The following is a 12,738-nucleotide window of genomic DNA, read 5'->3' as shown; positions in this document are numbered from 1 at the left end:
CTCTACCGACTAGTCCCCGTTCCCGGGAGCCGGCGTCGTCTTCTGAATCTGCATCAGGAACTCGACGTTCGACTTGGTCTGCTTCATCTTGTCCAGCAGCAGCTCGATCGCCTGCTGCTGGTCCAGTGCGTGCAGGACCCGGCGGAGCTTCCAGACGATGGACAGCTCCTCGTTGCCGAGCAGGATCTCTTCCTTACGGGTACCGGAGGCGTCCACGTCCACGGCCGGGAAGATCCGCTTGTCCGCGAGCTTGCGGTCGAGCTTCAGCTCCATGTTGCCCGTGCCCTTGAACTCCTCGAAGATCACCTCGTCCATGCGGGACCCGGTGTCCACGAGAGCCGTGGCCAGGATGGTCAGCGAACCGCCGTCCTCGATGTTGCGCGCCGCACCGAAGAACCGCTTCGGCGGGTACAGCGCGGTCGAGTCGACACCACCGGACAGGATGCGGCCGGAAGCCGGAGCCGCCAGGTTGTACGCACGGCCCAGACGCGTGATCGAGTCGAGCAGCACGACCACGTCGTGGCCCAGCTCCACCAGACGCTTGGCACGCTCGATGGCGAGCTCGGCGACCGTGGTGTGGTCCTCGGCCGGGCGGTCGAAGGTCGAGGAGATGACCTCTCCCTTGACCGACCGCTGCATGTCGGTGACCTCTTCCGGACGCTCGTCGACGAGGACGACCATCAGGTGGCACTCGGGGTTGTTGTGCGTGATCGCGTTGGCGATCGCCTGCATGATCATGGTCTTGCCGGTCTTCGGCGGGGCCACGATCAGACCGCGCTGGCCCTTACCGATCGGCGACACCAGGTCGATGATGCGGGTGGTGAGGACACCGGGGTCCGTCTCCAGGCGCAGGCGGTCCTGCGGGTAGAGCGGGGTGAGCTTGTTGAACTCCGGGCGACCGCGGCCGTGTTCGGGCGCCATGCCGTTGACGGAGTCGAGGCGGACCAGCGCGTTGAACTTCTCGCGGCGCTCGCCTTCCTTGGGCTGGCGCACGGCACCGGTGATGTGGTCACCCTTGCGCAGGCCGTTCTTGCGGACCTGGGCGAGCGAGACGTACACGTCGTTCGGGCCGGGCAGGTAGCCGGAGGTCCGGATGAAGGCGTAGTTGTCGAGGATGTCCAGGATGCCCGCGACGGGGATCAGGACGTCGTCCTCGGCGACCTGCGGCTCCGCGATGTCGTCGCGGCCACGGCGGCCACGGCGGTCGCGGTAGCGGCCGCGACGGCCCCGGCGGCCGCCCTCGAAGTCGTCGTCGTCCTGCTGCCGGTCCTGGCGGCCGCCGCCCTGCTGCTGGCCCTGCTGCTGACGCTGGCCGCCCTGCTGGTCGTCGCCCTTGCTACGGCGGTCCCGGTCGCGGTCGCGGTCCCGGTCACGGTCGCGCCCACGCTCACGGCGGTCGCGGCGGCCGCGGCCCTCGCCGTCACCGGCGTCGCCCTTGGCCTCGCCCTGCTGGGCCTGCTGCGGCGCGGGCGTCTCGGCCTTGGGCTCGCTCTTGGCCTCGGCGGCGACGGTCTCGGCGCTGCTCTGGGCGGGGCTGCCCGCCTCGGCGGTGGCGCGGCGGCGACGGCGCTCGGTCGGGGCGTCGTCGGAGGCCGGCTGGCCGGGGATCTCGATCTGCTGCTGGGCCACGGCCTTCTCGGCGGGGGCCTGCGCGGCCTTGTCCGCCTTCTTCTCGGCGGCTTCCTCGCCCGTACGGGCCCGCGAGGTGGCCCGGCGCTTGGGCTTGGCCTCAGCGGCGGCGTCGGCCTTGGGGGCGGCGCCCCCGGCGGCCTGGGCCTCCTTGATGACCTCGATCAGCTGGCTCTTGCGCATCCGCGCGGTGCCCCTGATGCCGAGGCCCGAGGCGACCTGCTGCAGCTCGGCCAGCACCATGCCCTCGAGGCCGGTACCGCGGCGCCGCCGGGAGCCGGCACCGGTGGCAGGCGCGGAGGCGTCCGTGGCGGGCGCGGCAGCGGTCTCCTCGACACGTGCGCCCATCAGATCGGTGGTGTCGCTCACGAAGGGTCCTTCCCTGGAGCGGACGTCGGCCTGTCTGGCTCGGCGACCGGTTGTGCTGTCCGGCTACGGTCCTTCTTCGGTGAACCGTGCCGGGGCGGTGGTCCGCCAAAGCGGCGGAAGAGATTTGCTGGTGATGGCGCTTCCGCGTGGCACCCAGTGTCACGTGGCGTGGTAGCACCGATTCCGGAGCGTGCCCGGCGGCTCGCTCAGTGCCCGCATGCGACGTACTGCCCAGGTACGGCGCACGGAACACGGAGTGGCTTGGGAGGCTCCCGGAAGAATGTCTGTCCCGGACGGGGACACGAAGCACCTCGCCATGGTGGGGTCGGGTGCAGACTTGAGGTTAACACTACCGGATCCAACAAACATTCCCCCTCTCCAAATCCGGCAACCGTGTCTCAGGTCGCAAGCGGCAGCACGCTCGCTCCCTGTACGTCGAGGTCCAGCCGGTTGGCGGCCCAGCCCTCGCCCGCGAGGTGGGACACCTTGTCGGCGCTGTCGGCGTCGACCAGCGCCATGACGGTGGGTCCGGCACCGGAGATGACGGCCGGGACGCCGTCGGCGCGCAGGCGCTCCACCAGCGCGGCGCTCTCCGGCATGGCCGGGGCGCGGTACTCCTGGTGGAGGCGGTCCTCGGTGGCGGGCAGCAGCAGCTCGGGGCGCCTGGTCAGGGCCTCGACGAGCAGGGCGGCGCGGCCCGCGTTGGCGGCGGCGTCGACGTGCGGCACGGTGCGCGGGAGCAGGCCGCGCGCGGTCTCGGTCAGGACCGGCTTTCCGGGCACGAAAACCACCGGAACGATGGAATCGCTGGGGTCCATCCTGATCGCCCGGGCGGCGCCGGCCTCCATCCAGGAGAGGGTGAAGCCGCCGAGCAGACAGGCCGCCACGTTGTCCGGATGGCCCTCGATCTCCGTGGCCAGTTCCAGCAGCGCGGCGTCGTCGAGCCGGGTGTCGCCGCCTATGGTCACCGCGCGGGCGGCGACGATGCCGGCGCAGATGGCGGCGGAGGAGGAGCCGAGGCCCCGGCCGTGCGGGATGCGGTTGGCGCAGACGATCTCCAGGCCGCGGGGCTGTCCGCCCAGCAGATCGAAGGCGGTGCGCAGAGAGCGGACCAGAAGATGACTCTCGTCCCGCGGGAGGGTCTCGCTGCCCTCCCCCGCGATGTCGATGTGCAGCCCGGAGTCGGCCACCCGGACGACGACGTCGTCGTAGAGACCCAGCGCGAGGCCGAGGGCGTCGAAGCCCGGCCCGAGATTGGCGCTGGTGGCGGGAACGCGCACCCGGACGGCGGCGGCGCGGAAGGCTGGACCGGCCATCGCTCGAAGACACTCCTTGAGCTGCGTGACTGTCGAAGACACTCGATGGGTCGAATGCCGTTCGAGAGGCTCGATGGACATTCGATGGATATTCGATGACGTACGAAGACCCGTCGGGGCGCGGAGACGGCGCGGCCCCGCGCCCACACGCGGGGGCATATGCGGTAGGCGGGTTCAGTACAGCCTATCGAAGGAAGGTTCTGCGGCGACATAGGGCGCACAGGAGGCGCACGATGCGTGTCGTATGCCTCCCGTGCACCCTGCCACGGGTTGTCCCTGCCCAGGGGCCTGTCCGGGGTGAGGACAGGGCTCAGGCGAGGCCCAGCCGCTCGGCCGCGGTGGCCGCGTCGACGGGGACGGTGACCGGCTGGGGGGCGCCGGCGACGGCCCAGTCGGGGTCCTTCAGGCCGTTGCCGGTGACGGTGCACACGATGCGCTGGCCGGGGTCGACCCTGCCCTGCTCGGCGGCCTTGAGCAGACCGGCCACGGACGCGGCGGAGGCGGGCTCCACGAAGACGCCCTCCTGCGCGGCCAACAGGCGGTAGGCACGCAGGATTTCACGGTCCGTCACCTCGTCGATGGCCCCGCCGGACTCGTCCCGGGCCTGCAGTGCGTAACTCCAGGAGGCCGGGTTGCCGATGCGGATGGCGGTGGCGATGGTGGACGGGTCCTTGACGACCTCGCCGCGCACGATCGGAGCGCTGCCGGACGCCTGGAAGCCCCACATGCGGGGGGTCTTCGTGGAGATGCCGTCGGCGGCGTACTCCTTGTAGCCCTTCCAGTAGGCGGTGATGTTGCCCGCGTTGCCGACCGGGAGGACGTGGATGTCGGGTGCGTCGCCGAGCATGTCCACGATCTCGAAGGAGGCCGTCTTCTGGCCCTCGATGCGCACCGGGTTGACCGAATTGACCAGCGCCACCGGGTAGTTCTCGCTCAGGCTGCGGGCGAGGGTGAGGCAGTCGTCGAAGTTGCCGTCGACCTGGAGGATCTTCGCGCCGTGCACCAGGGCCTGGCCCATCTTGCCGAGCGCGATCTTGCCCTGCGGCACGAGCACGGCGGAGACCATGCCGGCCCGCACGGCGTACGCGGCGGCGGAGGCGGAGGTGTTGCCGGTGGAGGCGCAGATGACCGCCTTGGCACCCTCCTCCTTGGCCTTGGAGATGGCCATGGTCATGCCCCGGTCCTTGAAGGAGCCGGTGGGGTTGGCGCCCTCCACCTTCAGGTGGACCTCGCAGCCCGTGCGCTCGGAGAGCACCTGCGCGGGCACGAGGGGCGTGCCGCCCTCGCGGAGCGTCACGACCGGCGTGGTGTCGGATACCGGCAGCCTGTCCCGGTACTCCTCGATGATTCCGCGCCACTGGTGGGTCATTGCTGGTTACTCTCCTTCAACCCGCATGATGCTGGCGACACCCCGCACGGTGTCGAGCTTGCGCAGCGCCTCGACGGTCCCGCTCAGGGAGGCGTCCGAGGCCCGGTGGGTGACGACGACGAGGGAGGCCTCGCCGTTGTTGCCCTGCTGGCGAACCGTATCGATCGACACGCCGTGCTCGGCGAACACGGTGGCGACCTGGGCGAGAACACCCGGTTTGTCCGCGACGTCGAGGCTGATGTGGTAGCGCGTGACGACGTCGCCCATGGGCGAGACCGGCAGGGCTGCGTACGCCGACTCACCGGGCCCCGTTGCGCCGTTGAGCCGGTTGCGGCACACGGCGACGAGGTCGCCGAGCACGGCGGAGGCGGTGGGCGAACCGCCGGCGCCGGGGCCGTAGAACATCAGCTGCCCGGCGGCGTCGCTCTCCACGAAGACGGCGTTGTACGCGCCGCGCACGGAGGCGAGCGGGTGGGTCAGCGGAATCATCGCGGGATGCACGCGCGCGGTGACGGAGCCGCCGTCCGCCGCCCGCTCGCAGATGGCGAGCAGCTTGATGGTGCAGCCCATCTCCTTGGCCGAGCGGAAGTCGGCGGCGGTGACCTCGGTCATCCCCTCGCGGTAGACGTCGTCGAGGCGCACGCGCGTGTGGAAGGCGATCCCGGCCAGGATGGCGGCCTTGGCGGCGGCGTCGAAGCCCTCGACGTCGGCGGTCGGATCGGCCTCGGCGTACCCGAGCGCGGTGGCCTCGTCCAGCGCCTCCTGGTAGCCGGCGCCCGTGGAGTCCATCTTGTCGAGGATGAAGTTGGTGGTGCCGTTGACGATCCCCAGCACCCGGTTGACCTTGTCACCGGCGAGGGACTCGCGCAGCGGCCGGATCAGCGGGATGGCACCGGCGACGGCGGCCTCGTAGTAGAGGTCATTGCCGTGCTCCTCCGCCGCCGCGTGCAGGGCGGCCCCGTCCTGGGCGAGCAGCGCCTTGTTGGCGGAGACGACCGAGGCGCCGTGCTCGAAGGCGGCGGTGATGAGGGTCCGGGCGGGCTCGATGCCGCCGATGACCTCGACCACGACGTCGATGTCCCCGCGTTTGACGAGGGCGGTGGCGTCGGTGGTCACGAGTCCCGGGTCGATGCCCTCGCGCACCTTGCCGGGCCGCCGTACGGCGACCCCCGCGAGCTCCACCGGGGCGCCGATCCTGGCGGCGAGGTCGTCGGCGTGCGTCGTCATGATGCGCGCCACCTCTGAGCCGACCACTCCACAGCCCAGCAGCGCCACCTTCAGCGGACGCGTACGCATCATCCGACCTCGTTTCCTCATACCGTCTACGGTTGGACCAGTCTCACTCACCGGACGGGAGTTTCTACCCTTCGTCCGGATCGTGAGACATCTATTTCATTTGTACGGGGGCGGAAGACCGTAGATCTTCCGTTCCGTGGCGTGCGGCCTCCAAGGGCGCCCGGGCGGTGTCAGCCGACGTCGAGACGCAGGAGGTCCTCCTCCGTCTCCCGGCGGACGATGACGCGGGCCTCGCCGTCCTTCACGGCGACGACCGGCGGCCGCAGCACGTGGTTGTAGTTGCTGGCCATGGACCGGCAGTAGGCGCCGGTGGCGGGCACGGCGAGCAGGTCACCGGGTGCCAGGTCGGCCGGCAGGAACGCGTCCTTGACCACGATGTCCCCGCTCTCGCAGTGCTTGCCGACGACCCTGGCCAGCATGGGCTCGGCGTCGCTCGTGCGCGAGACGAGGGCGACGCTGTACTCGGCGTCGTACAGCGCGGTCCGGATGTTGTCGGACATCCCGCCGTCGACGGAGACGTACGTGCGCAGCCCGTCGAGCGGCTTGACGGTGCCGACCTCGTACAGCGTGAACGCCGTCGGGCCGACGATGGCCCGCCCGGGCTCGACGGAGATCCGGGGCGTGCGCAGCCTGGCGGCGTCGCACTCGCGGCTGACGATCTCGGTCAGCGCCTTGGCGATCTCGTGCGGCTCGCGCGGGTCGTCGTCACCGGTGTACGCGATCCCGAGCCCGCCCCCGAGATCGATCTCCGGCAGTTCGACCCCGTGCTCGTCGCGGATGTCCTTGAGCAGCCCGACCACCCGATGGGCGGCCACCTCGAAACCGGACATGTCGAAGATCTGCGACCCGATGTGCGAGTGGATGCCGATCAGCTCCAGGCCGTCGAGCATCAGCGCCCGCCGCACGGCCTCGGCGGCCTGCCCGCCGGCGAGCGGAATCCCGAACTTCTGGTCCTCGTGAGCGGTGGCGATGAACTCGTGCGTGTGCGCCTCGACGCCGACGGTGATCCGGATCTGCACCTTCTGCCGAGTGCCCAGCGACTGCGCGATGTGCGCGACCCGCACGATCTCCTGGAAGGAGTCGAGCACGATCCGCCCGACCCCGGCCTCGACGGCCCGAGTGATCTCGTCGACGGACTTGTTGTTCCCGTGGAAGGCGATGCGCTCGGCGGGCATCCCGGCGGACAGGGCGGTGGCCAGCTCGCCCCCGGAGCACACGTCGAGATTCAGCCCCTCCTCGGCCAGCCACCGCACGACGGCCCGGGACAGGAACGCCTTCCCGGCGTAGAACACGTCGGCGTCGGCACCGAAGGCGGCACGCCAGGCGCGGGCCCGGGCCCGGAAGTCGGCCTCGTCGAGGATGTAGGCGGGGGTGCCGTACTCCTCGGCGAGCTGCTTGACGTCGATGCCGCCGACGGTGACGACCCCGTCGTCGTTGCGGCCGACGGTCTGCGCCCAGACCTTCTGGTCCAGGAGGTTGAGGTCGGTGGGCGGCGCCGAGTAGTGGCCCTCGGGAAGGACGTCGGCGTGACGGGGCCCGGCGGGATGGGCGGAACGGCTCATGACGTGGCTCTCAGACTCTCTGTCTCTCTCCGGGGCGCATCTGCTCTCGGGCCCTCAGAGGTGTTCGGGTGCGTCGATGCCGAGCAGGGACAGGCCGCCGGCCAGCACCGTCCCGGCGGCTTCGGCGAGGGCGAGCCGGGCGCGGTGGGCGGCCGAGGGTTTCTCCTCGCCGTGCGGCAGCACGCCGGGCACGAAGGGCAGGACGGCATCGGCGACGGTGACGAGATGCCGGGCGAGCCGGTCCGGGGCGCGACGGGTCGCGGCGGCGGTGAGGACACGGGGGTGGTCGGCGAGGGCGCTCACCAGTCGCTGCTCCCCGGCCACGGGCCCGGGTTCGGCCTCGAACCCCAGACGCACGGCGTTGCGGCCGAGGGACCGGACGCGGGCATGGGCGTAGCGCACCCGGAACAGCGGATTGCTCTCCCGCTGCACCAGATGGTCGGCGGTGATCCGCGGCCGGTCGTGCGCGGCGGGGTACAGCAGGGCCCACTGGGCGGCATCGGCCCCGAGCGGCGCGGGATCCTCCGGCGCGGGCACGGGCCGCAACGTGATCGGCTCCCCGTGCTCGACCTCACCCCGTCCGCCCTGAGTCCCGATGATTCGTACGACGGCATCGGCGACGGCTTCGGCCCGCGCCTCGTAGGGCACCCGCAACACGACCACCTGCCCGGCGAGGGCCTGACCGTGCCCGTACCGGGGGCCGGCGCCGCGTATCTCCGTCACGAGGGCGCTGGCGAGATCCTCCCCGTCATCGGCGAGGCAGATGTTCAAGAACCCCGGCCCGGTGACGACGACGTCCTCAATACCCTCGGTCGTGATGAGATGCGGCCGCAGAATTTCGGCCACCCGCCGGGCGGACTCCCCGGCCGGCCGCGCGAGCTGCAGCGCGATGCTCGTGGCGTAGTGCCCACACCCCCCGGGCCCCGGCTCGGTCACCACCACCCGCTCAGGCACGGTCACCCTCAGCTCCCCCTCGTCAACAGCACGCCGCACCGCGTACAGAACGGTGCGCGAGAGCTCGACGGGGGTCACGGGACAAGGGTAGGGGAGGTGGGGGGTGGGGGTGCGGGGGGTTTTGCGTTGTGGGACGGGGTGGACCTGGTCCGGGTGGGTGGGCGGCGGGGGGCGGGCGTTGGGGCTCCGGGCAGACGTGATCGGCACCGGAGGAACTTCGCCGAGTGGGGGTTGGCGCGGGAGGAATTTCTGTGGGGTGGGAGGAGATTGTTGGGCACCCGGACGCACGTCCCGGGCTCACTTCCGCCACGCATCGGAGGGGACTCGGTCGCCCACCGGATGTCAGGGCACCCGACGCAGTACCGTCAGGCCCCGGAGGCCGCCTCAGGTACCGGAGGGGACACCGTCGGACACCTCGTCGGCGACTCCATCGCTTCCCCCGTCACCCTCACTGTCCCCATCACTCCCGTTGCCACCACCGCCCCCCTCTTCCCCTTCTCGCGCTCGTTCTCCCCCAGTCGTGCCGTTGCTGTTGCCCTCGGGCCGCCGACCGAGGAGCTGCTTGACGAGCCGAACGAGCTCGGCGGGCTCGAAGGGCTTGGCGAGAAAGGCGTCGACACCCACGTCGAGCCCGGTCTCCACCTCGTTCTGCGTACAAGCGCTGATGATCGCGACGGGAAGATCATGGGTACGGGGATCGGCACGAAGCCGGGCAACGGTGCGCAGTCCATCGAGCCGGGGCATGACGACGTCGAGGGTCACGACATCGGGCCGCACCTGATGCACCACATCCAGACACTCGGCACCATCGGCCGCGGTCACGACCTCAAGCCCCTCAAGCTCGAGGTTGACCCTGATCAGCTGCCGGATGACCTTGTTGTCGTCCACAACAAGCACCCGGCCCGACGCGCCTGGCACAACTCGAGAGTAGGTCGGCACCGGCCACCGCGTCCGGGTTTTCCCCACTTCCACCCCGTCCGGGGGACGACACGACCCGGCGGGGCCACACTCGGCTCCCGGCGGCCGCTTGCACGCCCCGACACCAGGGCCCCTTCGACAGGGACGAGGCCACCGACTCGACAGGGGCGAGGCCACCGACCCTGGACGCCGGGCAGGCCACCGACCCTGGACCGGCCAGGACACCGACGCTGCACGCCGGCCCGGCCACCCGCCGCCCCACCCCGGGAAACCCGTTCCTGATCACCCCGCAGGACCTGCTAGTGTTCTACTCGTCGCCGGGAGCGAGCAGCTCCCCGCCGACACGCCCCCGTAGCTCAGGGGATAGAGCAACGGCCTCCGGAGCCGTGTGCGCAGGTTCGAATCCTGCCGGGGGCACTCGCCGGTCAGATACCCAGAAACGCGGTCTGACCAGGGCGGGAGCCGACAGCAAAGAGCGGGATCCAGTCTCACTGGGTCCCGCTCTTAGTCATCGCTTCGCGCTGTTCGCGATAGACCTGCGATAGACCTGCGCTAGAGCGCTCCCTCCCCCGAACGTCGCAGTCCGATACGGCTGGCACTGCGAAGCGGATATGCGGGCGATAGGTTCCAGTCGAAGGGCTGGTGATCCATGGATGACTTCGGCGAGGTCGGCGCCATCCGTCTGACCGTTCCGCGCACACCAGACGACCTGCAAGAGCTAAGCCGGTTCTTCGTCCTACTCGATGGCGTTTACGAGGACTGCGTCAAGCTGGCGACCCTCATCCGCATGCCGACGGCAGCCGATTACCCGCATCAACTGAGGTTGCTCGAATCGCTCGACGACATGTCCAGCGTTCCCCGCCCGCTGGTGAAACGGCTTGAGGGCGGCTCCCTGTTGCTCGAATTGTTGAAAGACAACTCGTGGGCGCAAGCCGGGTCCGCACTCGCCGTGCTCGCTGCAGCGCTGAAGGGTACTGAGAGGGTGGCTACGACGCCATCCAGGATTCGGCGTCTCCAAGCCAAAGAGGAGCGCTTGCGCGCCGAGGAGAACGCCAAGCGCGCCAAGGCGGAGGCGCAGCGTGCTGAGGCGGACAGGCTACGCAAGTCGGCAGCGGCCGAGGCACGCGCGATGCGCTATTACAGCGAGCTCGCAGAGCGTATGGCCGAGGACACATTGACGACGCTCACCGTGGCTCTTAGCAGACTGCACGAACTGACCAGCGGTGGGATCGAGGTAGAAGAAATCCCCGAAGACGGGGAGGAAAAAGACGGAAATGGCGAGTAGCGGCCAGCGGACGACTCACCCGTAGGGCGACGCGGCCGAGGGCTGGCCGGGCTGCCGCTGCGCGCGGCAAATCGGCGACTAGATGCGCAGCTCGTCGGCGAAATAACCAGTTTCTTCGCCGTAGCAAGCTGGAGAAGCCATGGATCCAAAAGGAAGGCTCTCGCTAAGCCTCGGCGCCGCCTCTTTCCCACCCCATCGCTTTCTCGATCTTCTTGTTGTCGTCCTCCTCACTGTTGTCGATCAGGCCCGCGTAGTGCCGGTCGATCACCTCCGGAGACGTGCCGGCCCGACGCGCCACCTCGGCGATCGCGAGACCCGCCTTGAGCCATTGGGTGATACAGAAGGCCCGACCGGCATACGGCTTCTCCGCCAAAGGCGAATCGGCCTTGGACGGCGGGAAGGCATACGGCCGCGCCTCCACCCAGACCCTGTAGTAGGACGTCGAGCCCACGAGACCGCCCCGCTCGTTGTGGAAGACCCGACCGTCCGGTGCCGTGCCGAACTCCTTCAAGTGCGCCCGGAGCATGGCCACCAGCTCAGGCGGAACGGGGACCGGACGGTCTGCCTCAGGGTCCCGCATCTTCAGTCCGCGCCTGTCGTGCCTCTCCCCCGTATCAGTCCATTTCTTGCCCGACACGGGACGCGTTTCACGGAGGGTGAGCACTCCCCACCCGGTCTCCGGCAAATGACAGTCCTTCATTCGCAGGCCCACTACTTCGGCCGGACGCATAGCGGCGTACAGAATGCAGCCGAAGAAGGCAACCAGGCGTCTGCCGCGGTTCCGATGGACTGATCCCACATAGGACACGGCAGTGAGGAAGTCACGTGCCTGCGTCGGGTTCATGAGGATGCGCGGGTCGATCGCCCCACGTCGCGCAGTCGCGGGCCTCTCCAAACCAGCGATCGGGTTTCCGTCTAGGTATCCGCTCTGGATCGCGTACGCCATGGCCGCGTTGAAGCAGCGCCGACGACGCTTATACGTCTCCTTTGCGGCCAACTTGCCGTCCAGTTTGTAGGCAAGTCGGTAGTGGACGTCTTCTGCAACACTGGGCTTCCTCAGAGAGGACATCGGGAGGGAGTTCTCCGCCAACCAAGCGCAGGTCTTCTCCAGCTCTGGCGGTGGCTCCTCGTCCGCGTGAGCGGGCACGATGGCGCATCTCACGGCCAACCGCGCGGTGCGAAGATCGGGCGCGTCAGCGCTCTCCCCCATCATGCCGAGTGTGGCCGACGCAAGGCTGTCCGCGAATCCTTCGCGCGTCTTCGCCGCAGCAGTGCGCCAACGCCGCTTCATGAATTCTCGCGAGAACTCCCACCAGGTGGGATCTGTCTTTTCCTCAGCAGCCGCGAGCGCCGCAGCTTCCGCCCGCCGGACTTCCGACTCAGGCAGCCCGTCATGGATACGAAAGGCTTCTCCTCTCCGCATCGCCTGCCAGAGTTCAGAGCGTCGGCCCTGCGCGAGGGGGAGGGTGGCGAACGTGGCACTGCTGACCTTTCCACCCACCTTCCAGCGAAGTTGGTGCGGCCGGGTCTTGCTCTGCGCCTTGCTCACATTCCAAAGGCGCACGTCGAAAGAGAAACCCTCCGGGACCGAGTCGGCCCCGGAGGCGGTGTCATTCGTCACGCGCTTTCCTCCAGCGACGCGAGCCAGCGATTCAGCTCGGACCGACGGATGCGCACAGCGCCATTCGGGAGCTTCAGAGCCTTCGGACCCTTCTTGCAGGAGCGCCAGCGATAGAACGTCGCTCGCGGTACACCGATCTCTTCGATCACTTCGGGAATGGTCAACATTTCGTCGCGGGGTGCCACGACTCCTCCTTGCAGGGTCAAGGGGAAAGAGGTGGAGTCCGGCCGGCGCCCTTCGATGTAGGCCGATGGGCGCCGGCCGTGCGAAGGGCTGTCTGAGTTGGAGTCACATTGCTCTGAGTCGTGGGGGGGGGGGGAGGGAGGGGGGGGGGGGGGGGGGGTGGGGGGGGGGGGGGGGGGAAGGAGGGGGGGGGGGGGGGGGGGGGGGGGGGGGGGGGGGGGGGGGGGGGGGGGGTG

Annotated in this window: 10 protein-coding genes and 1 tRNA gene; 2 read left to right on the top strand and 9 right to left on the bottom strand. The window is 69.6% G+C overall.

The window, feature by feature from the left end; all coding sequences use genetic code 11:
- Window positions 1-9: 9 nt before the first annotated feature.
- The 7 genes from rho to ACZ404_RS14725 all read right to left on the bottom strand — a co-directional run bounded on the left by rho (window position 10) and on the right by ACZ404_RS14725 (window position 9,467).
- Complete coding sequence (gene rho, locus ACZ404_RS14755; protein WP_468439640.1) at window positions 10-1,998, bottom strand: transcription termination factor Rho; 1,989 nt, start codon at window positions 1,996-1,998, stop codon at window positions 10-12.
- Window positions 1,999-2,396: 398 nt separating this feature from the next.
- Window positions 2,397-3,314 carry a homoserine kinase gene (gene thrB / locus ACZ404_RS14750; RefSeq protein ID WP_468439638.1) on the bottom strand — a complete coding sequence of 306 codons (918 nt, stop codon included), beginning with the start codon at window positions 3,312-3,314 and terminating at the stop codon, window positions 2,397-2,399.
- A 310-nt stretch (window positions 3,315-3,624) separates the two neighbouring features.
- Window positions 3,625-4,683, bottom strand: coding sequence for a threonine synthase (gene thrC, locus ACZ404_RS14745; protein ID WP_468439635.1), 1,059 nt, complete (start codon window positions 4,681-4,683; stop codon window positions 3,625-3,627).
- Between the two features lie 6 nt (window positions 4,684-4,689).
- Window positions 4,690-5,979: a homoserine dehydrogenase gene (locus ACZ404_RS14740; protein ID WP_468439850.1), complete on the bottom strand. Its 1,290-nt coding sequence runs from the start codon at window positions 5,977-5,979 to the stop codon at window positions 4,690-4,692.
- A 170-nt stretch (window positions 5,980-6,149) separates the two neighbouring features.
- Entirely contained in the window at window positions 6,150-7,541 is a 1,392-nt protein-coding gene (gene lysA / locus ACZ404_RS14735; RefSeq protein ID WP_468439633.1) for a diaminopimelate decarboxylase, read from the bottom strand.
- Between the two features lie 54 nt (window positions 7,542-7,595).
- Window positions 7,596-8,573: an ArgS-related anticodon-binding protein NrtL gene (nrtL, locus tag ACZ404_RS14730; RefSeq protein WP_468439631.1), complete on the bottom strand. Its 978-nt coding sequence runs from the start codon at window positions 8,571-8,573 to the stop codon at window positions 7,596-7,598.
- A gap of 306 nt (window positions 8,574-8,879) precedes the next feature.
- On the bottom strand, window positions 8,880-9,467 hold the full coding sequence (locus tag ACZ404_RS14725; RefSeq protein ID WP_468439629.1) for a response regulator: 588 nt from the start codon (window positions 9,465-9,467) through the stop codon (window positions 8,880-8,882).
- A gap of 291 nt (window positions 9,468-9,758) precedes the next feature.
- Here ACZ404_RS14725 and ACZ404_RS14720 point away from each other — a divergent pair.
- A tRNA-Arg gene (locus tag ACZ404_RS14720) sits at window positions 9,759-9,830 on the top strand.
- 232 nt (window positions 9,831-10,062) lie between these two features.
- The gene (locus ACZ404_RS14715; RefSeq protein WP_468439627.1) at window positions 10,063-10,698 is read left to right on the top strand and encodes a hypothetical protein; all 636 of its coding nucleotides are present in this window, start codon (window positions 10,063-10,065) and stop codon (window positions 10,696-10,698) included.
- A 163-nt stretch (window positions 10,699-10,861) separates the two neighbouring features.
- Here ACZ404_RS14715 and ACZ404_RS14710 read toward each other — a convergent pair whose 3' ends face one another.
- Together ACZ404_RS14710 and ACZ404_RS14705 are read right to left on the bottom strand one after the other, a co-directional pair.
- Window positions 10,862-12,319: a tyrosine-type recombinase/integrase gene (locus ACZ404_RS14710; protein ID WP_468439625.1), complete on the bottom strand. Its 1,458-nt coding sequence runs from the start codon at window positions 12,317-12,319 to the stop codon at window positions 10,862-10,864.
- Window positions 12,316-12,486, bottom strand: coding sequence for a helix-turn-helix transcriptional regulator (locus ACZ404_RS14705; RefSeq protein WP_468439848.1), 171 nt, complete (start codon window positions 12,484-12,486; stop codon window positions 12,316-12,318). The genes ACZ404_RS14710 and ACZ404_RS14705 overlap by 4 nt, the downstream gene beginning before the upstream one ends.
- Window positions 12,487-12,738: the final 252 nt, after the last annotated feature.

It is taken from the genome of Streptomyces sp. NPDC030798 (assembly GCF_055572275.1).
Note: the sequence above shows the minus strand (reverse complement) of the source record. Positions and strands in the feature narration are given on the sequence as shown.

Coding starts and splice junctions, on each gene's coding strand:
- thrB (WP_468439638.1), bottom strand. CDS start 3,314: ATGGCCGGTCCAGCCTTCCGCGCCGCCGCCGTCCGGGTGCGCGTTCCC.
- thrC (WP_468439635.1), bottom strand. CDS start 4,683: ATGACCCACCAGTGGCGCGGAATCATCGAGGAGTACCGGGACAGGCTG.
- ACZ404_RS14740 (WP_468439850.1), bottom strand. CDS start 5,979: ATGCGTACGCGTCCGCTGAAGGTGGCGCTGCTGGGCTGTGGAGTGGTC.
- lysA (WP_468439633.1), bottom strand. CDS start 7,541: ATGAGCCGTTCCGCCCATCCCGCCGGGCCCCGTCACGCCGACGTCCTT.
- ACZ404_RS14715 (WP_468439627.1), top strand. CDS start 10,063: ATGGATGACTTCGGCGAGGTCGGCGCCATCCGTCTGACCGTTCCGCGC.
- ACZ404_RS14705 (WP_468439848.1), bottom strand. CDS start 12,486: ATGTTGACCATTCCCGAAGTGATCGAAGAGATCGGTGTACCGCGAGCG.